The organism is Clostridioides sp. ES-S-0108-01 (assembly GCF_020662285.1).
Taxonomy (GTDB): Bacteria; Bacillota; Clostridia; order Peptostreptococcales; family Peptostreptococcaceae; genus Clostridioides.
Map to the genome: position 1 here is coordinate 129969 of NZ_JADGMN010000005.1, position 23868 is coordinate 153836.

Sequence of the window (23868 nt, forward strand, 5' to 3'; positions counted from 1 at the left end):
TGTTATTCCCTCCAAACCCAACTTAATATAGTCATAATTATTTTTATTTAGATGCTTCTTTAACTATTGCCATAAATATTTTTTTCATATTATCATAATCTCTAGTCATCATTTCTGGATGCCATTGTATCCCTATTACAAACTCACTTCCCTCCTTTTCTATAGCTTCAATTAAACCATCTTTAGCTGTAGCTGAAACAATATATCCTGGAGCTACTTCGTTGACAACTAAGTGATGAAAACTATTAACTAAAATTTCTTTTTCGCCTAATATTTCATATAACTTTGTACCCTCCTTTATCTGTGCTGTGTGTGTAGGTACATTAGATAAATGTTGCTGATTGTGTTTAATATATGCTCCTTCAATTAGAGATAAATCTTGATATAAACTACCTCCTTCAGCTACATTTATAATTTGTTCTCCTCTACATATACCTAAAACGGGTTTTTTCATATCTAAAGCATGTTTTAATAGTTTCATATCAAAAACATCTCTTTTTGGTGATATTGCACCTAGCTTATTATGAGGTTCCTCTTTCCATATAAGTGGATTTATATCTTGTCCTCCAGATAGTATAAGCGCATCTATATTAGATACTTGCTCCTTTATAATCTCATCATCATATACAATCGGTACAATATATGGTATAGCTTTACACATAACGACTGATTGTATATAGTCATTATTTACATAGGCCCTTTCATAGCCAGGAAACATTCCCCCCTCATCAATTAATAAATTACCTGATATTCCTATCACTGGATATTTCTTTTTAACCACTTTCTTCACCCCTTAACTTATTTATGAACAATAAAAAATGCTACTTCTATTAAAGAGCAAGTAGCATACCAATATTTTATTTATTTGAAGATTATAATTCATTTTAGAAATACTTTTTCTAAATACTAGTAATATAAATAACTTTATTAATTTATATTTTTTTCTTATGTTTAATTTGACTTTCTTAAATACTCCTAAACTTAATTAATAGGTAAAATAGGTATTTATACTTTCCTTTTTATTTACCTATTAAATAATATTTAATATATTTTTCCCTCTTCTATTTAATTCACTTCCCTTTCGACCTGATTCACATATTATTAAATCTAACTCTTTAAGGATATTAAGTATCCCCCTTACCTCACCTTCAGTTATACCATAACCTAATTCATTTATTAAATTGACAATACTATTTCTTCCAATGTTTTTATTAAGATTATTAGCATTTCTTAAGCATTTCATTACTAATTTTACTTTTTCTATAGATGTTCTATCTTTTAATATACTTATTTCTTTACTATAATCCTCAGTTATATTTAGTAAATTATGAGGTAAATCATTAATTAAAATAGTATACTCAGAGCTCATAATATTAATATACATAGCTGTATTTTTTAACTCTCTTATGTTGCCTGGCCATTGATATGAATTAATAATATCTTCAACATCTTGACTAATTTTCTTCTTTCTTTTCATAAAATACTTTAACATAAATTCTATGTCTTCTTTTCTCTCTCTTAAAGGTGGTATGTTTATAGGCAATACATTTATCCTATAATATAAATCTGCTCTAAATCTATCTTCTTTTATCATTTCTAACAAATTTTTATTTGTAGCTGCAATTACTCTAACATCAATATCTATTACATTTTCTCCTCCAACTCTCATGACTTGATTTTCTTGTAATACTCTAAGTAATTTGCTTTGTAAGTATATAGGCATGTCCCCTATCTCATCTAAAAATATAGTTCCGTTATTAGCCTGTTCAAATAAGCCTTTTTTACCTCCCCTTAAAGCTCCTGTAAAAGCACCTTCTTCATATCCAAAAAGTTCACTTTCAAGTAGATTTTCTGGCATAGCTGCACAGTTTATTGCTATAAATGGTTGACTATGCCTTGGTGATGCATTATGAATAGACTGAGCCATTAGTTCTTTTCCTGTTCCACTTTCTCCAGTTATAAGAACTGTATAATCAGATTCAGCTATTTTCATACCTAAGTCCTTAGTTCTTTCCATCTTCAGTGATACTGTTTTTATATCATCAAAAGTATATCTAGCCACTTGACCCTTTTCTCTAAGCTTCCTTGATAAGTTTTGTTCTAATTTTCTTATGTAAGTTATTTCTTGAATACAAAAATAATATCCAGTAACCTTTCCAAAACTTTCTATATTATATTTATTTACATTTAAATATTTATTATTAAGCTTTATAACTTCATCATGTGCCTTACTTAACCTAAAAATCTTTTTAATATTCTCATTCTCTAATTCATCTATATTTTTTCCTATAATATCACCTTGAATATCTAGTATATCACTTAAACTATTATTACAGATAATTACGTTTCCCTTATCTGATACCATTGCCATACCTAAGTTTGACAAGTTTATTATGGAATTTAATTCATCTGTTTTTATAGTAAGTTCCTTATATTTAGTATTTATTCCCGAATATAAACTAATCACTTCATCTGTATACTTAATTAACCTATCAGTAATTTCCTTATCATCCAATTTGAGTTTTGCTATTATTTGAATAAAGGTTGAACTATCAATATATCTATGCCCTAAATCAATAACTTCTTCTATATATTTAGGAACTAAATCTGCCTCTCCTGGCGTTATAGCTATCTTAATGTTTCTATATTCTTCATTAGGATTATATGGTATAAAATTTAAGTGATTTATTCCTATATTACATAGATTAGATATTGTTTCCAATATAGTATGGCTATTGTCATTTACTACTAATACATCTATTCCTTCTGGTAATGAAAATAACTTGTATATCTCCTTTTGCTTTATACTCCTATTTATAGTTATTATTTTTGAGACATCTTTTACATATTTTTTTATTTTTAATACTCTATCATCTATCATTACTAATATTATGTCACCTTTTATCGATTCCTTTTCTGTTATTTTATTTAAATAATAGTTTTTTATTATTATTTTATCTTTAAATATCAGTTCTAGATTTTTATTTAAAAAACATTCTAATTTAGATAGACCATCAGTTACTACTGCTATTGTTTTCATTTTATTACTCCTTTTAAAATATACTCTACTCTTTTATAATATACATTTGATTTTCACTTTAATAGCACAAAAAATTGTACATTTAGTATACTAACATATTCCTTTATTAGTTTTATGTCCCTAAATATCATAGTTGCAATATCTATCATATTTCTTAAACTTCTATAAAGCAAAAATTGTGCCAAATTAATAATTTTCTTAATTTTATTCTAAAGTTCCTCAATAGTATTTACAGACTTAGCACTTATAACTTATAAGTCTTTATATTATTAATCTATTTTTATAGGTTAATTGTACAAATCATATATCACTTTTACCTTTTAAATTCATTATAAAAAAGATGGAATAACGAATCGTTACTCCATCTTTCTTTATGATAAAAAATTGTATTATATTAACACTATTTACTACTCTTATAAACATAAACAGTATCTACATACTATAACTTTTCACCATTAGATTCTATTACTTGTTTATACCAGTTAAAACTCTTCTTCTTAATCCTAGATAAGTCTCCACTTCCATCATCATACTTATCTACGTATATAAATCCATATCTCTTAGCCATCTCACCAGTAGATGCACTTACTAAGTCTATGCATCCCCATGGAGTATATCCAAATAAATCAACACCATCTTCTACAGCTTCCTTCATTTGCTCTATATGCTCTTTTAAATATTCTATACGATAGTCATCATTTATTACTCCATTAGGTTCTTTTTTATCGTAAGCTCCTAAACCATTTTCAACTACCATCATAGGTATTCTATATCTATCGTAAATTTCATTTAGTGCATATCTAAGTCCTTTAGGGTCTATTTGCCAGCCCCATTCACTAGACTTAAGATGTGGATTTTTTACTCCACCTAATATATTGCCACTTGTATTAGCTTCTTTAGAATTACTACTTACACATGTAGACATATAGTAACTAAATGTATAGAAATCTACACAACCTTCTTTTAAAATTTCTAAATCTCCTTTTTCCATTTTTATTTCAATATTATTTTCTCCAAAATACCTATTCATATAAGTTGGATATTCGCCACGCACTTGTACATCTCCACAGAAATAATTCATTACTCTACTGTCTCTTTGAGTTTTAACTACATCATCTGGATTACAAGTATAAGGATACATTGTTGCAAATATTTGCATACATCCAACTTGGTAATTTGAATCTATTTCATGAGCTAATTTAACAGCCTTAGCACTTGCTACAAATTGATGATGTAACCCTTGAAAACGAAGTTGAGGTATATCTACTTGGTTTATAAAATCTGTAGTCCCTTCATTTAATATACCCTGCGATAAGTATCCTCCCATAGGCATAGTAGCTGAATTTATTTCATTAAATGTTAACCAATATTTTACTTTTCCTTTGTATCTTTTAAATATTGTTTCACAGTAATTCATATATAAGTCTATTACCTCTCTTGAAACCCATCCATTGTATTTCTCTGTTATTGCGAAGGGTACTTCATAGTGAGATATTGTTATTAATGGTTCTATATTATATTTTAAACATTCATCTATTACGTTCTCATAAAACTTAAGCCCTGCTTCATTTGGTTCTTTCTCCATTCCAGTTGGAAATATTCTAGTCCATGCTATTGAAAATCTAAATACCTTAAATCCCATTTCTGCAAATAAAGCTATATCTTCCTTATATCTGTGATAAAAATCTATTGCTTCATGACTTGGATAGAACGTCCCTTCTTCTATAATTCTTGTTATTCTTTTACTTACTGTATGAGAACCTCCTGTACACATATCTGAGCAAGATGGACCTTTCCCATCTACATTCCAAGCTCCTTCACATTGATTTGCAGCTGTTGCTCCACCCCATAAAAAATCTTTTTTAAATGCCATATCTATATACCCCCTATTCTAATTCTTTACCATTTGATGCTATCACTTTTTTATACCAGTCAAAACTCTTCTTTTTACTGCGTTTTAAAGTTCCATTTCCATCATTATCTTTATCTACATATATAAATCCATAACGCTTTTTCATTTCTCCAGTACTAGCACTTACTAAGTCAATACATCCCCACGGAGTATATCCTAATAATTCTACACCATCTAATTCAACGGCATCTATCATAGCTTTTATATGAGCACGTAAATAATCAATTCTATAATCATCATTTATATTGCCGTTTTCATCTGGAGTATCTACTGCTCCTAGTCCATTTTCAACTATAAATAATGGTTTTTGATAGCGGTCATATAAAGAGTTCATAGTTATTCTAAGCCCTAGTGGGTCTATTTGCCATCCCCACTCACTCGCATCTAAGTATGGATTTTTAAGACTTGCAAAAACATTTCCTTCTGTTAAAATATTTACTTCAGGGTCTGCACTTGTAAGTCTTGATGAATAATATGAGAACGATATAAAATCTACTGTGTTCTCTTTAAGTATCTTTTTATCATCTTCTTCCATCACTATATCTATTCCTTTTCGCTCCAATTCTTTTAGTGCATATCTTGGATATTCTCCACGAGATTGTACATCTATAAAAAAGTAGTTTTCCCTATCTTTTTCTATAGATTTCCATACATCTAATGGGTTACAAGTGTTGGCATAAGTGTTTCCTGCTGCTAACATACACCCTATTTTAAATTCTGGATTTATGTCATGAGCTAGTTTAGTAGCTAATGCACTTGCAACTAATTGATGATGAGCAGCTTGGTATTTTATTTGTTCTTCATTTTCACCTTCTGCGATATATAGCCCTGCACCTATAAATGGTAAATGAAGTATCATATTTATTTCATTAAATGTTAGCCAATACTTCACCTTGTCTTTGAATCTTGTAAATATAGTTTCGCAATATTTTACATATAAATCTACTAATTTGCGATTTCTCCATGCTCCATATTTTTCTACTAAATACATAGGAACATCAAAGTGACAAATTGTTACAAGTGGTTCTATCCCATACTTTAAACACTCATCAAATAAATCTTCATAGAATTTTAGTCCCTCTTCATTTGGAACCTCCTCAATTCCTGTTGGGAATATTCTAGTCCATGCTATTGACATACGATAACATTTAAAGCCCATCTCTGCAAACAATTTTATATCATCTTTGTAATTGTGATACATATCTATTGCTTCATGTGCTGGGTAATAATGCTCATTATCACATTCAAACATTTTCATTTTCCCAGCCAAAACTGGAAATCTATCTTTTCCCTGTGGTGTAACATCAACATTAGCAAGACCTCTGCCACCTTCTTTATATCCACCTTCACATTGATTTGCGGCTGTTGCTCCACCCCATAAAAAATCTTTTCTAAGTGCCATAACTCTACCTCCAATAATTTATTTATAGTAAATCTATTTTTAAATAAAAATACGTATATCCAATTCTTAATTAATAAACCTATCTTTTACGCTAGAACAGTTATCAATTCTTGGCTACTATTTACATACTTTTGTGTATTTTCTATAATATCCACATAATCAGAGTAATTTGTAACAACTACTGGTGTTTCTAAGCAATATCCTTCTTTTAATATATTTTCCATATCAAAAGTTATTAAGGTCTGACCTTTTTGAATCTTATCTCCTTGATTAACAAAAGATTTGAAATATTTACCTTCTAACTGAATAGTATTTAACCCTATATGTATAAGTAGTTCACAACCATTATCAGATATAATTCCTATTGCATGTTTTGTAGGAAATAAAGTCATTACAGTCCCATCAAATGGTGCTACTACTTTTCCTTCTTTGGGTGTTATTGCTACACCTTTTCCCAATATACCTGTTGAAAATGCTGCATCTTGCATTTGATCCAAAGCCTTTACTTCTCCTCTTATTGGGCTATATACTACTTCTCTTTTGTTTTTTTCTACAACGCCTTGCCCATTATCATCTTCAGAAATTTCTACTATAGTATCATCTTTCCAAAGAAAGAATGTTAACACAAATCCTACTACAATAGCTACTACTATTGCTATTATCGTTGCATAAACACCTGCCATATCTCCAGTTGCTGGATTTATATAATTAGGTATACCAAATATTCCAAGTCCACCCATTACATAACTTTTTACATTCATTATTCCCATTACAGCTCCTGCTACAGCACCACCTATACAACTATATATGAATGGTGTTTTTCTTGGTAAAGTTATTCCATATATTGCAGGCTCTGTTACACCACATATCCCTGAAATAATTGCAGGTATACACAACTCTTTTATTTTCTTATCTTTTAATTTAAAGTACATTGCTGCTACTACTGCTGTTTGTGCAAAAGATGGTACAAATGCTCCCACTAATATTGTATCAAACCCCATAGTCATAACGTTTGAAATAGCTATTGGTACTAGCCCCCAATGTAGTCCAAATATTACAAGTACTTGCCATAATAAACCAATTAATACACCATATAAAATTGATGAGAAATTAAATAAAGCTAAAAATCCATTCCCAACTATATTGGAAGCATAGGTAGCTATAGGTCCTATAACCATAAATCCCAAGGGTAAAGAAACTAGTAGAACTGCCATTGGTACAAAGAAATTCTTTACTACATCTGGTATTATTTTAGCAAACACTTTTTCTAACTTAGATGCTAATAATACTATTAAAATTACTGGAACTACTGTTGAAGTGTAGTTCATTGCTATTACTGGTAGTCCTAAGAAAGTTATATATACTGGTGATTCAAATATTGTTCCAGTAAATAAACTGTATAAAGGTTGACCTGTAGATGCTAGAGTATCTAATTGAATACCTGAATAGCATAAAACTGCACCTATAAGCATACCGATAAATGGTTTTAGTTTGAATTTTTTGGCAGCTGTATATCCAAGAATTATCGGCATATACTGGAACATCGCATCTCCAATTGCATTTAACATAATATATGCACCATCAGTTTCTCCATACAAACCCAGTGCTGTAAATACTGAATTGAATCCTTTTATCATACCAGCAGCACACAATACTCCTAGTATTGGCTGGAAAACTCCTGATATTATGTCTATAAACTTATTAAATAATCCTTTTGGTGCGTCTGAATCTGAATTATCTATTGCATCCCCTCCTAATCCAGCCAAATCGCACACAACTGCATAAACATCTGGAACATGGTTACCAATAACTACTTGATATTGACCTGCACTTTTCATTACAGTAATTATACCATCCATTTTTTTTAGCACATCATCATTTGCTATTGACTCATCTTTTAACTTAAAACGTAGTCTCGTTATACAATGAGATAAACTGCTAATATTCTCCTTTCCTCCTACATTCTTAATGATTTCTTTTGATAGCTGTTCATACTTTCTCATTTTTTCTCCTCCATTTTCTTTTTGAAATATGAAGGTTTGGCCAACTTAATGTCACCACCCAATATATATAAACCTAATTATCAGGGTTTATATCTGACTTAATACTTTTGCTTACCACTCTTTCAACATGAATAGTTAAGTATAATTTTTCCTCATCTGTCAAATCGTAATTGTATTTTTTATGTATAAACTCATCTAACTTTTCTATGCATTTATAAGCATTCTTATATTTGACTTTTATTACATTTAATAAATCATCCTCATTATTTTCATGTAAATTATTACTAACAATTCTTTCTGCAAAATACTTTAAGTGAGTAATAAATCTATGATAATAAACTGAATCCTCATCAAATACTATTTTATAATGGTACTTAACTACATTTGCAATTTCTTGTATTATTTGTGTAATCTCATATATAATTTTTATATTTTGATCCATTTGTGCATTAACTATATGTAGTGCTATAAATCCAGCTTCATCTTCTGGAAGTCTAATTTCAAATTTTTTTTCTATATAATCTAAAGCCTCTAGACCTATTTTAAATTCATTTTTATAAAATCTTTTTATATCCCAAAGTAATACATTTTTTACATTTACTCCTTCATGAGCTCTTTCTATTGCGGTATACATATGATCTGTTAAAGAAATATAAATACTATCATTTAATCTTTTCCCTAATTTTTCTTTAGCATATAAAATTATTTCATCTGATAATTCCATATATCTCATAGGAATATCCGCTATTAATTCTTTAAATTTATCAGATATATTTGGATCTGAAAGTTTGAATATCTTATCAATCTTATCTTTTGATATATGGTCTCCTGTACGTTTTTTATAAGCTAAACCTCTTCCCATAACTACTATTTCCTTATGATTTTCATCAGTTGTAATAATTACATTATTATTGAGTATTTTTTCAATAATCATTGTGATGCCCCCTTTACTAGCATTAAGTTAAAATAAATCTTTTTTAATTATTTAGAATATTTAAAATGTAATTTATTACATAAAAAAAAACCTATTTATTACACATTAAATAGACTCCCATGAATCCTGAGTAATAAATAGGTTTAGCTTGTATTTAAACAATCACTATCCGTTTGTATTTTATTTTAATTATTATTTATTATATGTTAGCAAATTTATTTTTTAGTGTCAACTTTTTCTCAATATTTTAATTTTAAACAAACTATATAAATTGAATCCACAAAAATATTATTTTTATCAATAAACAAAATAAAAAAGGTATTACCATTTTTTAAGTAATACCCATTTATTTTATTTTTAGTTTAAGTGATTTTTCTTAATCTCATCAAGTAGTCCATCTTCTAGATAAATTTCTAATGCACATCCTACCATTGCTTTTACTGCTTTGTGAAGTTTATCATAAGCTTCCTCAGAATTTGCATAGTTTAGAAACTCTTTTTCATGAACATACACCATTGGATTTATATCTAAAGCTATTTCTGTATACATAGTAGGGCAAACTTGACTTACATTACCTATATCTGTAGAACCTACTGGTCCATCTTTACCTTCTAATATATCTGTTATACCCACCTCAATCAAATTATTTTTTGTTATCTTTTGAAGCACTTTGTTATTTATTATGTTGTCAAAAGAATTTTCAAAATATCTATAGGAAAGCTTAGCTCCTGTCATTAACTCTGCTCCTTTTGCACAGTTTATAACCTTTTTAGTTACTTCATCTAAATAACTTCTTTCAGCAGCTCTTACGAAAAATTTACAGGCTGCTTTTTCTGGAACTATGTTTGGAGCCTCTCCTCCATTTGAAACTATCCCATGTATTCTAACATCTGATTTTACATGTTGTCTTAGTGCATTTATCCCAGCAAAAGTAAGTTGTACTGCATCTAACGCATTAACTCCCATATGAGGATGACTAGCTGCATGTGCTGATACCCCTTCAAAACTAAACTCTAATGAATCTATTGCCAAAGCCTTGCAGTTTATATTATTAAAAGCTTCTATATGCATCTGATAACTTACATCAACATCATCAAAGGCTCCTGCTTTAACTAAATCACATTTTCCTCCTGTTGTTTCTTCAGCTGGTGTTCCTATTAGTACTATTTTTCCTTTAAAATTTTCTTTTAATTTACTTAATACTATACAAGCTCCTAGTGTAGATGCTGCAATCCAGTTGTGCCCACAAGCATGAGCTGGTTCTTTATCTTCTCCATATCCAGGAAGTGCATCATACTCAGCTAAAAATGCTATAGTAGGACCATCACTATCTCCTAATTCTGCTCTAAAAGCAGTATCCATATTACAGTACGGATAAGTTGTATCAAATCCATATTCCTTCATTTTCTCTACTAAGTACTTTGATGATATATATTCTTCTTCACCTAGCTCCGGGTTATTGAATATAAAATCACATACTTCTTCAATTTCTTTTCCAAGTTCATCCTCTATCTCATAAGCTCTTTTCTTTACACTCTCTATCATAACTTACCTCCTATTAGAATCCTAGATATAATCCTATTGTCAAGAATACCATTACAAGAATTGTTAATACTACCATTAGAGGAACTATGAATCTAACCCACTTTGACCAAGGAATATTAGCCACTGCTAATGCTCCCATTAAAACACCTGATGTAGGTGTTATTAGGTTAGTTACACCTATACCAAATTGATAAGCTGTAACTATCATTTGTCTAGATACATCAACTAAGTCTCCAAGTGGTGCAAGTACAGGTATTGTAAGTGATGCAAGCCCTGAAGCAGATGGTATTAAAAATGCTATCAAACCTTCTATTAAGAAAGTTAAATTTATAAATATAGTTTTTGGTAGTCCATTTAATAAATTTGCTGCAGAATTTAAAATTGTATCTATTATAAATCCATTTTCTGCTATTATTACGATTCCACGAGAAAATGCTATACATAGCCCTGCTGTCATTAAATCTCCTGCTCCATTTATAAATGAATTAACTATTTCATCTTGTTTAAGCCCTGATGCTATTCCTGATATTATACCTATTGCTGTAAATATCATTGCAATCTCAGTTATATACCATTCTAACTTTAAAACTCCAAATATCATAATCGCCATACCTACCACGAAAATTGATATTACCATAGCTTCTCTTTTTGTAAATTCTTTTATGTTAGTATCACTATTAGTCATTGATTCTTGATTTAGTGATATATCGTGTACTAAAGACTTTTTATGGTCTTTTTTAACTCTATTGGCATATATCATAACAAATCCTATAGATATAGCCATATATATTATAAACATAACAACTCTAAACTCTATTCCAGAACCTGGTGTTATTTGTGACAATGCTTGTGCTATTCCTACAGAGAAAGGATTAGTCGTAGCTGCCCCAAATCCAGCTGTTGCTCCTACAAATATCGTTGCCACTGCTGTTAATGAATCATATCCCATACTGGTCATGAGTGGAATAAATATCATATAAAAAGGTAGTGTTTCTTCACTCATTCCAAATGTCGTTCCACCTAGCCCAAATAGAATCATTGAGATAGGTATTATTAAAAATTGAAACCTCTTCATTTTTTTGACAGTATGAGCTATAATAGCTTCTATAGCTCCTGTTTTATTAACTATTCCAAAAGCGCCTCCAACTATCAAAACAAATCCAACTACTTGAGCTGCATCTATAAATCCATTTATAGGAGCTGAAAATACATCAGTAACACCTTGTGGATTTGATGGTGCTTTTTCATAAGTTCCAGCTACAACAACTGACCTTCCGTCTATATCCACCCTTTCAAAATTTCCACTTGGTACTATCCAAGTAAGAACTGCCATCACTACTATTAATAAGAATATTATAGTAAGTGTTTGAGGCATAGTAAACTTTTTCTTTTTTAAACTACTCATTTTTAATCTCCCCACTTTTTAAATTAAAATATTTTATTATTGCATCCCTTTTTATCCTATTTTGTATAGATGTAAAAAAGCTCAACATGGATACATGTTGAGCTAAATGTGCTAAATACAACATACCTGCATCTTCCCTTTATCTTATTTAAGATAGCTCTCCATCAAAATTCGGGATAATTTTGATGACAGTACTGTACTTATTAAATACAGTCCCAGCACTAGCTTTGGACACTAGCACTTCGGCACTTACTCCTTTTATATTGCCTCATTGGTTTCCGACCTCTTCAATATTAATCTTAGTAAATGCAACCTCTACCTCAATCTTTTTATTAGATGAGGTAATTCTTATTAAATTTTATTTATTGTAAATAATTGTAACATAATACATTAAGATTGTAAATATTGTCAGAATAATAATTGCAATATTTACAATTAAGTTTCTCCTTTTTATTTTTTATTTGAACATACTTAATCATTTTGTGAAATTCCCTCTGTTATTGATGTACCTTCTAATTTATCTCTAGATAAATATACTGCAATAAATCCTATGATGCTAAAAATAGAAAAGAGCATAAATATTTGACTCACAGGAATATCAGGCTTTATTGTTTTTTCAAAGCCTCCTGCTAAAAGAGTTTTATTTGTTTTTGAAATTCCCCAGTTATAATAGACTGTTGCAATTACAGCTCCTATTATAGAGGCAACTAGTCCATAAAATTCACTTTCAATTATTAGGATTTTTTTAATATCCTTAACACTCATTCCAATTGCTCTTAGTATTGATAATTCTTTTTTTCTAGCAATGATATTACTTCTCATAATAAAAATACTATTTACAGAAAGTATAAGTATAATTAAACACTGATATATTACTGCAAGCCGTTCCTCTGAATTTTGTTGTCCTCCATTAAATTTCAAATCTTCACCTTTACCACCAATTGATGTAAAAGCATAATCCTTTGTCAACTTCTCTAATCTTTTTTCAACTGGATATAACTTACCTTTTTTAACCATTACATAAATCTTGTTATAATATTTTTGACCTGTTAATTCTCTATAGTCATCTTCTCTAAATATCACCTGTGCTCCATTGGCATCAATATTCCCATCTTGAGATGCCGCATAAACTTCTTTCATAATAGCACTAACCTCAACCTTAAATGTTTCATACTTTTTAATACTATCTTTATATACAGGTAATTTTATATCTATGATGTCTCCAACCTTTGCGCCATCAATTACCTTTGCTTCAAATGAGTGTGTAACTTGTGAATTTGTATTGTTTACAAGTATAACTTTTTTATATTGTCCTTCTTTAACATTTGTCAAGTTTTTTCCTTCTTCAATAAACGACTCTCTACTGTTTAATAGCTCATCGCTATAACCTCTTATAAGAAGAGGATATTCATTACTATGTTCCTCTTTAAATAGTATATTTTTTCTATTTAATTCATCTTGATAGGACTTAGATATTTTTTCTTTAGGAAGCAAAACATATCCATTAGGATTGTAAAAATTTGGATCTACACTTTTTACGCCTTCTATATTTTTTATTTTCTCTATCAGATTTTTATCGACTTTATAAAATAAACTATCTGTCCCATTGTAACTACCACTTACTGTTTTATCCACACTTCCATAGGACATCCCAAAACTACCACCTGTTATTCCTTCCTCTATATTGGCTCTCAATGTACTTTTTACTGCAAAGCTAAATATAAACATAGTTCCAACCATAGTAATTGCAAGTATTGTTATAATCGTTCTAGATTTATTTCTCCATATATTTCTACTCGCGATTCTTCTAATTATGTTCCCATGTGTTCGATTTGTTTTTATAATATTATATTTTGATTTTCTTTCATACCTCTCACTACTTTTTATTGAATCAATTATGGACACCTTCACAGCTTTCCTAACTACTATAAAACTACTTGTTGATACTGATAATACTGAAACTGCAAAAGAATAAATTATACTTGGAATTCCTATAGTTAGAATAGAACTATATCCATATACTACTCTCACTCCTATATATGATAAGATTACTCCAAATAATATACCAATTATTGTACCTAAAACTATATAAATAAAACTTGATACTTTAAACATACACTTGATTTTCTTATTTGACATACCAATTGACCTCATAATCCCTATTTGAATTATCATATCTTGCAGGATAATATTAAAAATATTGTATATTACAAGGCTAGACACAATGATTAAAAGAACTGTCTTTTGAATATTTTCTTTATTCTTATAGGAGGAGTCTTTTAATAACTTAACTACACTAAATTCAGTATTTTCATGTAAATAATCCCAACCAAGGTCTAACTTTTTTTCAAGCTTACTTATAAACTTAGATGTGTTTTTTTCAAATTTAAGAAATATTGTCCCTTTATATGTATTTTTAGTCTTTAGTGGAAATTTTGATTCTTTATATACAAATGCTTGAGTCTTGATTCCACCTATAGAATTAGATAGAGAGTTATAATATCTATCCGGTTTTTCAAGTAAGCCAACGATTTTAAATGTTTTATTTGCACTATCTATTTTGTTAGTTCCCTTGCTATCGATATACTTATTCGTTAGCATTAAATCAATATTCTTATTTAATGGATTACTTATCCCCATCTGATTTGCTACTTCTTTTTCTATGACTATTTCTCCATCATTTGTTGGGCTTCTTCCTATCATCTTATAGTTAAGAGAATCTATAAAATCTTTATTAAATGAATTCAAATCAAATTTAACACCATTCGATTTATTGACTGCTTCACAAAAGTATTTAACTTTACTTGATTTTTTAACTTCATTATCGTTTTCTAGTTCTCTTGATTTCTCTATATCAATCCCCTCAAACCATACTTGATAATCTCCATGTAAGTCTTTTGCTTCTCGTATTTGAGAATTGTATCCTGAGTCCCTAATTACAATCATTGAGAAAATAAGCATCACTGAAAGTGCAATACTTGATAATAGTGCTATTGTTTTTCCTTTTTGTCTTTTCATATACGATATTGATAGTTTAAATATAGTCAAAACTTTACCTCCTCTTCTTGTATTAAATTCTCGTATAAAAAAATGCTACCTTTTTAAAAAGGTAACATTTCTAAAACTTTGCTTCAATACAAGACCGACAAGTAGTATTTTTTCACCGACAACTAGCATACTAAACCGAACTTGCCACTTTATTAAATAAATAATCATATCAAATTTTTATTCAAAAGGTATGTGAACAGTGACTATAAACTTATGCTCACTATCCCTAATTTTTAATTCTCCATTGTATTTTTTTATTGAAGATTTTATACTTTCGAGACCTATTCCATGAAAGAATTTATCTTTTTTAGAAGTAAAAATCTTATTACTTTTAATTATTACTTTGTTGATTTTACTATTTTCAAACCTGACTACATAATACCCTTTTATAAAAGTACTTTTTATAAGTATGTATTTTTCTATATTGTTATCATCAATCTTGTTACATGCTTCTATTGCATTCTCTATTAAATTTGAAAATATGCTACTTATATCAATCATCTCTATAAAATCACATTGACTAAAATCTATACCTACATTAAAATCTATATTATTTTCAATACATATTTTACTTTTTTCATATAAGATAATATCTAATAGTACATTTCCTGTATTATAAATATTTTTTGTGCTTTTTACTTCATTTTCTATGTTATTAATATATTTATTTACCTCTTCACTACTATTTTTTAATAATTTTATATTTTCCATATGGTTATTCATATCATGATATATTCGTTTCATTTTTTCTTGTGATTCTTTAACCATTAGATAATATTTATACTGCATATCTAATTTTTCGTTTACAAGTTCCATTTTTACTTTTTCTTTTTCTGATTTTACAGATTTTACAAAAATAAATATCAGTATTATATTTATTACAGATAAGATATATGGAAATACATATTTTATAAAACTAGATACCTTAACTGTATATATAATATTGTTATATTCAATGTTATTTTTTATCACTATGCTATATAAATCATTTATTTTTGAAGTTGAGATGTTTAAAAGTACAATTATAAGTATATTAACCATTAGAGTTAAAATTATATACAGGTAATACTTATTATTATTATAAAATTCTTGTAGCTTATCAAGAAAATGAATACCTAAAAAAATAATTAAAAAATTTATTCCAAGATCCAATAAATATATATAATCACTGATATAATTAAACATTATGAGTAAAAACCAATAAATACTACTTTCTATCAATATATATATTAAACTATACATTACAGAATTAATGATAGATTTTTTTATATCAATTTTATAAATACATTTGCAAATTAAAACTAACATTAAAACTATAATGATTAAAGGTTGTAGTGCTACAAATCCAAAAGGTATACCTCTTATGACTAACTCTATAGCTAGTACTAAAATTAATATTGATTCAATATTAATTTTACATTTACAAGCATAATCTCTTTTTTTCATTAGCATAAAAAAACAAGACATGAATATAAGCATATTTATAATACATAAAATCTTATAATAATTTAACATAATTTTGCCTCTATTAAATCAAAAAACTTCTCTTTTGTATCCTTAAATCTATATCTACTTACAGGTACTTCTTCGCTATTTTCAAGCGTTAAAACATACTGTTTTATACTTTTAACATATTCTAAATTAACTAAAAAACTCTTATGACACCTAAAAAATCTACTACAATTTATCTCCTTTTCAATATTACTCATTGTTCCAGTTATTTTGTAAACTTTATTTAAAGTATGTATAGTTATAGTTTCTTTTTGCACTTCTACATAAATTATTTCACTTATATCTATTTTGTTTAGATTACCTTGCTCTTTTACTATAATGTGTTTATTTTTTATATCCACTTCTTTTATACAGCTTATTAGATTTTCTTTTAAATTATCGTACTTTACTGGTTTTATTAAATATCTATAAGCTCTTACCTCATAACCCTCTAGGGCATATTCTATTATGGATGTAATAAATATTATTTCTACTTTATCATCTAATGTCCTGATTTTTCTTGCAGTATCCATTCCATTAATTTGTCCCATTTGTATATCTAGCAAAAGTATGTCTGTATCTTTTGAATAGTTTTTAAGTAATTCTTCTCCTAAATTAAATATTTCCAACTTATACTTAACAGACAGCTCCTCAAATATTTTATCTATATGTGCTTTTAACAACTTTTGTTGTTCTTTTTCATCTTCACATATTGTTATTTTTATCATTTAATTTCACCTCATGACCATCTATATTATTTTAAGTTATTAATTTTATCTAATATGCTCTTCTTTATTTATTATTTTATTTCATATTGATTCTATTAATTTGTAGTAATCACTTTTCATTACTTACAATTATAGACTAATTTTTTATTTTTTCGAATATTTTTATATAGGCTTATAATATAAAATTTGCTTTATCCTAACAATTAACTTCATAATTTTAAATTTATTAATTATGTTATTTTATAAGGTGATTTAATTGAAAAAACAATAAAAGTTGTTACTACAATTATAAAAAATTAAAATAATTAAATTCTATGTACTCTTAGATATCCAAATATATATATACCCAATCTATGGTAATATCCAGGTAGAAAAGTTGAAGAAGTAGAATCTTTATTTGGTGCAAAAAATAAAACCATACAAAATAATCTAATTTGCATGGCTCTATATCTATTAATCTACACCTAATACAGCTTTAACTTTTGATGCTATTGTAATAACTCTTGGTCCAAATATAACTTGAACTGAATTTTGCTTTCTAACAACTCCACTTGCACCCAATTCATTTACCCAGAAACTATCTTCATAGAATTCATCAATTGAATTTAACTCTACTCTAAGTCTAGTTGCACAGTTTGTAATATTTTTTATATTACCACATCCTCCTAAACCTTCTATTATAGAATATACAAGTTCTGTATCTTTATCTTCTACTGTTCCTTTGTCTGTAGCTTTAACAGCATCCCCAGATTGTTTTTCTCTGTATTCTTTCTTACTATAAAGCTTAACTTCTTCTGAACTTCTTCCTGGTGTCTTTATATCAAACTTCTTGATTGCCCATGTAAATATTATATACGTAACTATAAAGAATATTGGTATCAAAAATAATAAAGGTAACGCATCCACTTTTTGAGGTTGTAATAAATTGGGAAACATATTTCTAAATGATTCTCCCATTATAGAAACATTAAACATTTCTGTAAATACATATGTCAATCCTGCTAGTGGTACATATGCTGCAAAGTACAATAATGGTGCAACAAATAAGAATGTATACTCTATTGGTTCCGTTACCCCTACCAACATAGCTGTTACTATTGCTGGTATCAATATACTTATTGCTTTTTTCTTATTAACATTGTCAGCTAATTTATACATAGCCAAAGCTGCTGCTGGTAATATTGCAAAATGTATTAATAAGCGTCCTGTTGTAAAGTTACGAGTTATATAAGATAGTGTATCTGGGTCTCCCATTTGAGCCAATCTTATATTATTAACACCCTCGTAAATCGCTCCACCTACTTCCATTGTTCCACCAACTCTTGTGTATTCTATAGGGAATGCAATTAAATGGTGTATGCCAAATGGCAATAAAGCTTTATCCATTGCTCCAAAAGTAAATGTTCCTAATAATCCACTAGAACCTATCCAATTACCAAGCTTAGATAATGCTAAACCTACTGGTGGCCATATAAAGTACATTGCTGTACCCAATACTATTGATGCTATAAACATCATAATCATTGAAAATCTTGAACCTGAGAAAAAAGATAATGCACTAGGAAGTTCTATGTCAACAAATTTATTATGTACTGTACTAGCTACAAATCCAGCTATTATAGCTCCAAATATACTACAATCATATGAAAATATTCCTAAGAAAGAACCATATAAGGAACTTCGGCTATATGCTTCTGCCTCGCTTAATCCAGATGACATAAATGCTTCTGCTGTAACTGTATCTGAATTTATACCATTTGCTGCTAGTAATGTACTTATAACTGTGTGCATTCCTATAAATAAAACAATTCCTCCTAATGCACCCCATCCTTTTTCCTTTTTAGATAATCCAAAAGCTATACCAGTAACAAAGAATATTGGTAAGTATCCCATTACCATAAACCCCAGGTCATTTATTACTTTAAAGAATACATTTATAAATGACCCTTCTTTTATTAGTCCGCTAAGCCCCAACGCAGAAACGTTTTCCATATTTGCAAAAGCTGACCCTAATCCTATAAATACTCCTGCTACAACAAGTAATATAACAGGAATCATCATTGCTCCAGAAAGTACTTGTAATTTATCCTTCATAGTATTATTTCCTCCATTTTTATTGAAATGCCAGGCTATATAATGCATATATATATACTTCTATCGCTTTATATAATGTGTCTATACTTATATTTTCATTTGCCTGATGTGAATTTGGATTATCTCCCTCTATTGTGGGTCCAAATGCAACTCCATTTTCTAATACTCTTGCATAAGATGCAGCTCCTTTCGTAAAAAGTTCTGCTTCTTTTCCAAAACCTTGTTTATATGCACTTGATAATTTATTTATTAATTCACTGCCTGGTTCTACATACAATAATTTTAAATCTTTATATATATCAACTATTAAATTTTCTTTTTTTCCAATTTCATTAATTCTATTAGTTATAAATTCCCAACTTATACCCTTAGGATATCTAAAATCTATTTTCATATTCAACTCATTTTTTTCTAAGAATATACTCATTATACATATTGTAGAAACTCCCATATCTACATCTTCTGTATATAGTCCTAATTTTTTTCCATGATTATCATCTGTAAAGTATGAATTTAAAATATCTTTTATTATGATTCCTTTATCATTTAACTTTTTAATTTTCTCTAAATCTTTTGCTAAATTAAATGCACAGTTATATGACCTGTGTGGGTTTCTCGATAAAGCTCTTTCTCCTATATATCTTACTAATACTTTCTCTTCTTCTAGTTCTTCTATCTCTGTATAATAATCTAATAATTCTACTAACTCTTTCTTGTCATTAGTTTTAAAAACAGCTTCGATTTTATCACATACAAATCCATCTTCTTTGTTTGACCTTATATCAACTAAATTGTGATTCCTAAGTTTATCTTTATCCATTTTCTTTCTTAGATTAAAGTATAAAATACCTTTTTCTCCATTTACTATTGGGAAGTTTCCATCTGGAGAAAATGCAAATTTTGGCTGTTCATTGACACTAAAGTAATGCTCCATACATTCCCAAGTCGTCTCTTCAGCTCCACCTACTATCAATCTAATCTTTCTCTTTGGCTTTTCATTAAGTTCTCTTAAGAAAAGTAATGCATATAAAACCCCTATTAAAGGTCCTTTGTTATCATTAACTCCTCTTCCGTAAAGATAGTTATCTCTTTGGTAGACTTTAAAAGGTTTACTCTTCCACAACTCTTTTGTATATATTGGCACCACATCTATATGATTAAGCACCCCCACTACTTCTTCACCTTCTCCATATTCTATATGAATTGCATATCCATCAAAGTCTCTTACAACAAAATCTTTATCTTTTGCTATTTGAATAAGCTTATCAAAGGCATTTCTTGTTTCTATCCCAAATGGTTGATTTACATCTACTGTACTCTCATCTCTAATTGAAGGTATCTCAACTAGACTCGCAATATCTTTTACTATGTTCTCTTGATTGGATTTTAAATAATCAATAATTAGCTCTTTATTTACTATCATCTTAATTATTTATCACCCCTTTATATTAGTTTTACAAAGCATTTCAGTTCATATCTACATTATAAATTTTGAATATTATTTTTTCAATATTTCAAATACTTCTCTAAATTACCATAATGATACGGTAAACAATCAACAGATTATGACAAAATCATACTATACCTATTACTAATATTTTAACTTATCTATTACGTCTTTTTTAATATAATTTTATTCCAAAAAATAGATATAAAAAGATGTAGCCTTAGCTACATCTTTTTATATCTATTCAACTTCCATTATTACGCTATTAATATCTACATTTCCAGGTTCTAGTCTATCTTTTACTGTTCTCTTAACAGAATCAGCATCATCCATTATAACTACAGGAGTTATTATGTTTAAATCATTTGACCTTATAAAATCTAAATCTACTTCCATTATTAAATCTTTAGCTCTTACCTTATCTCCTGCCTTTACCTTAACATCAAACGGCTTTCCTTCTAGTGACATTGTCTCTAAACCTACATGTATCAACATATTTGTATTATCGTTACTCTTAATCATTATTGCATGCTTTGTATCAAATACATTGACTATTTCACCATCAACAGGACAATATAACTTACCTTCACTTGGTATTATTGCTACTCCATCTCCCATCATCTTTTGGGCAAAAACTGCATCTGGAACATCTTCTAAGTTAACTAAATTTCCCTTAAAAGGGCTGTATATTTTCTCAATTTTATTTTCTTTTTTCTTAAATATATTAAACATAACACACTCTCCACATTATAAAATTTTATGATAATACTTTTCTTAAAGCTTTTGCTACACCATTATTTGCATTAGTATCAGTTACAAAATCTGCCATAGATTTTACTTCATCTGTAGCATTTCCCATAGCGATACCAAGACCTGCAAATTCAATCATGGATATATCATTTTCATTATCACCTATACATATAACTTCTTTGCTATCTATACCTAATATATCACAAAATTTTTTAACTGCAATACCTTTTGAAGTACCTTTACTCATAACTTCAAAATTTAACTTTCCAGAACTTACCACTTCTAAATCTTCTTGCTTTTTAAACTCTTCCTTTGCTTCTCTTAAAGACTCTACGTTTTCTGAGAAAAGTATACACTTTAAAATCTCATCTTCAGCTCTTTCTAATAAAGTTTCACAGCTTGCATTTTCTATTATTTCAATTCTATCTTCTTCTTTATTTTTACTATTTATTAGTCTATATGGATGTTCTTGACCTATTTCATTGTTGGATATGACTATTTTACATCCTTTAAAATGTTTATTTAAATTATATTTTTCACTTATTGTATATATTTTTTTCAGAGACTCTTTACTTAAAACCTTCTTATACTCGTATCCTAGTAATTTAAAATACGTCCCATTAGTTGATATAATATATATATCATCACCTAAGACCCTTGTAAAATATTTCATAACATTATAAGGTCTTCCTGTAACTAAGGCTACTTTAATCCCCTTTTCCATAGCTTCTTTTAATGCTTTAATATTTTCTTCTGATATTTCAAATCCCTTTCCCAATAAAGTACCATCCATATCAGTACAAATTAATTTATAATTCATTTGTATCACATCCTAGTAAGATTTTTCTAATATTTCAATAAGGTCTTCTTTTTTTCCAAATGGTAAAAAACCTAAAACTGGACAGCCTACTATTTCTTCTAACTGTTCTTTTGTTACATTAAACTCAGACATTTTTGTCTTAAGCCCTACACTCTTTAAAAAGCTTTCTATTTCATTTTTTAAAGCTTTAGCTGCTTCATTATCTTCTACTTTTTCTAATTCTCCGTTGAACATTCTTGCTACTTTAGCAAATTTAGCTACATTATTTTCACAGAACTTTTCCACAAACTTTGGAAACACTATAGCTAAAGCTTCACCATGAGGAATATGCGTAACTCCACCTATTATTTCACTTAGAGGATGTGGTGCTGCTGCTCCAGCATTTGCTAATGAACTTCCACCTAGTGTATCTGCCATTGCCAATTTTGTTCTGTATACTATATTATTTCTTTCTTTCATCACTTTAGGTAAATAGTTGATAACTAATTCCATAGATTTTTCAGACATTATCTCTGTAAAATCATTAGCATTTGGGTTTATGTAACTTTCAAATGCATGAGTAAAGGCATCAAATGCTGTTGATGCAGTAATTCTCTCTGGTAAAGTTAGCATAAGTTCTGGGTCTACTATACATTCTCTTGAGAAACAATTTTGATGGAATATTGTATTTTTCTCACTTCCTCTTGATATTACTGCTGCTTGTGTAACTTGGCTTCCCGTCCCAGAAGTAGTTGATACAGCAATTAATGGTAATTCTTTTTCACTTACTTTATCATATATTTTAAATGGATTTGTATATGTACTAAACATATAATCCCAATCTATTTTTTCTAGTCCAAAAGTTAAGGCTAATACTTTGGCAGTATCTATACTTGAACCTCCACCAACAGCTAAGACAACATCTACAGATTCTTTTTTAGCTAATTCAAATCCTTCATTTATTAGTTCTACAGTTGGATTTGGCTCTACCTTATCAAAGTGTACAACTTCTATACCTTTTCCCATTAAACCTAATCTAACTCTTTCATATAGCTTGTCTAATGGCTCTACATTTGGAGTAGTAACTAACAAACATTTCTTTCCATATTTTCCTATTATTCTAGGTAACTCGCTTAAAGTTCCTTGTCCAAAATTTATTCTTGATGGTTGATAAAAGTTAATCATATTTTTCCTCCCTTAAATTATTGCCTTCATATTCAAATTATACCTATCACAGGATTTTTAAGGCAATACTTTAACTGTTAACTCT

At 28.6% G+C, this 23868-nt stretch carries 16 protein-coding genes and 1 riboswitch; all 16 genes read right to left on the bottom strand.

The features are described 5' to 3' along the window. Positions 1-43: 43 nt before the first annotated feature. The 16 genes from IR152_RS06905 to IR152_RS06980 all read right to left on the bottom strand — a co-directional run bounded on the left by IR152_RS06905 (position 44) and on the right by IR152_RS06980 (position 23783). Positions 44-790, bottom strand: coding sequence for a gamma-glutamyl-gamma-aminobutyrate hydrolase family protein (locus tag IR152_RS06905; RefSeq protein WP_285894775.1), 747 nt, complete (start codon positions 788-790; stop codon positions 44-46). A 240-nt stretch (positions 791-1030) separates the two neighbouring features. Beyond that, entirely contained in the window at positions 1031-3040 is a 2010-nt protein-coding gene (locus tag IR152_RS06910) for a sigma-54 interaction domain-containing protein (RefSeq protein WP_227451051.1), read from the bottom strand. A 439-nt stretch (positions 3041-3479) separates the two neighbouring features. Beyond that, positions 3480-4913: a glycoside hydrolase family 1 protein gene (locus tag IR152_RS06915; RefSeq protein ID WP_227451052.1), complete on the bottom strand. Its 1434-nt coding sequence runs from the start codon at positions 4911-4913 to the stop codon at positions 3480-3482. A gap of 13 nt (positions 4914-4926) precedes the next feature. Beyond that, positions 4927-6354 (bottom strand): 6-phospho-beta-glucosidase, encoded by a 1428-nt coding sequence (locus IR152_RS06920; RefSeq protein ID WP_227451053.1) that lies wholly within the window; start codon positions 6352-6354, stop codon positions 4927-4929. Positions 6355-6440: 86 nt separating this feature from the next. Next, positions 6441-8357: a beta-glucoside-specific PTS transporter subunit IIABC gene (locus tag IR152_RS06925; protein ID WP_227451054.1), complete on the bottom strand. Its 1917-nt coding sequence runs from the start codon at positions 8355-8357 to the stop codon at positions 6441-6443. A gap of 73 nt (positions 8358-8430) precedes the next feature. After that, a complete protein-coding gene (gene licT / locus IR152_RS06930) occupies positions 8431-9291 on the bottom strand; it encodes a BglG family transcription antiterminator LicT (RefSeq protein WP_227451055.1) in 861 nt (286 codons plus the stop codon). Between the two features lie 357 nt (positions 9292-9648). Further along, the gene (locus IR152_RS06935; protein WP_227451056.1) at positions 9649-10836 is read right to left on the bottom strand and encodes a M20 family metallopeptidase; all 1188 of its coding nucleotides are present in this window, start codon (positions 10834-10836) and stop codon (positions 9649-9651) included. A 13-nt stretch (positions 10837-10849) separates the two neighbouring features. Then, complete coding sequence (locus IR152_RS06940) at positions 10850-12241, bottom strand: YfcC family protein (RefSeq protein WP_227451057.1); 1392 nt, start codon at positions 12239-12241, stop codon at positions 10850-10852. A gap of 146 nt (positions 12242-12387) precedes the next feature. Further along, positions 12388-12567, bottom strand: a riboswitch (Lysine riboswitch). Positions 12568-12712: 145 nt separating this feature from the next. Beyond that, positions 12713-15289 carry an FtsX-like permease family protein gene (locus IR152_RS06945; RefSeq protein WP_227451058.1) on the bottom strand — a complete coding sequence of 859 codons (2577 nt, stop codon included), beginning with the start codon at positions 15287-15289 and terminating at the stop codon, positions 12713-12715. Between the two features lie 177 nt (positions 15290-15466). Beyond that, entirely contained in the window at positions 15467-16261 is a 795-nt protein-coding gene (locus IR152_RS20265) for an ATP-binding protein (RefSeq protein ID WP_227451059.1), read from the bottom strand. A 536-nt stretch (positions 16262-16797) separates the two neighbouring features. After that, positions 16798-17508: a LytR/AlgR family response regulator transcription factor gene (locus tag IR152_RS06955; RefSeq protein WP_227451060.1), complete on the bottom strand. Its 711-nt coding sequence runs from the start codon at positions 17506-17508 to the stop codon at positions 16798-16800. A 453-nt stretch (positions 17509-17961) separates the two neighbouring features. Next, complete coding sequence (locus tag IR152_RS06960) at positions 17962-19602, bottom strand: PTS transporter subunit EIIC (RefSeq protein WP_227451061.1); 1641 nt, start codon at positions 19600-19602, stop codon at positions 17962-17964. A 19-nt stretch (positions 19603-19621) separates the two neighbouring features. Further along, entirely contained in the window at positions 19622-21025 is a 1404-nt protein-coding gene (locus tag IR152_RS06965; RefSeq protein WP_227451062.1) for a Sapep family Mn(2+)-dependent dipeptidase, read from the bottom strand. A 264-nt stretch (positions 21026-21289) separates the two neighbouring features. Further along, positions 21290-21781, bottom strand: a complete 492-nt coding sequence (locus IR152_RS06970) for a PTS glucose transporter subunit IIA (RefSeq protein WP_227451063.1) — start codon at positions 21779-21781, stop codon at positions 21290-21292. A gap of 25 nt (positions 21782-21806) precedes the next feature. Next, entirely contained in the window at positions 21807-22619 is an 813-nt protein-coding gene (locus IR152_RS06975) for a Cof-type HAD-IIB family hydrolase (RefSeq protein ID WP_227451064.1), read from the bottom strand. 12 nt (positions 22620-22631) lie between these two features. After that, on the bottom strand, positions 22632-23783 hold the full coding sequence (locus IR152_RS06980; protein ID WP_227451065.1) for an iron-containing alcohol dehydrogenase: 1152 nt from the start codon (positions 23781-23783) through the stop codon (positions 22632-22634). Positions 23784-23868 lie beyond the last annotated feature (85 nt).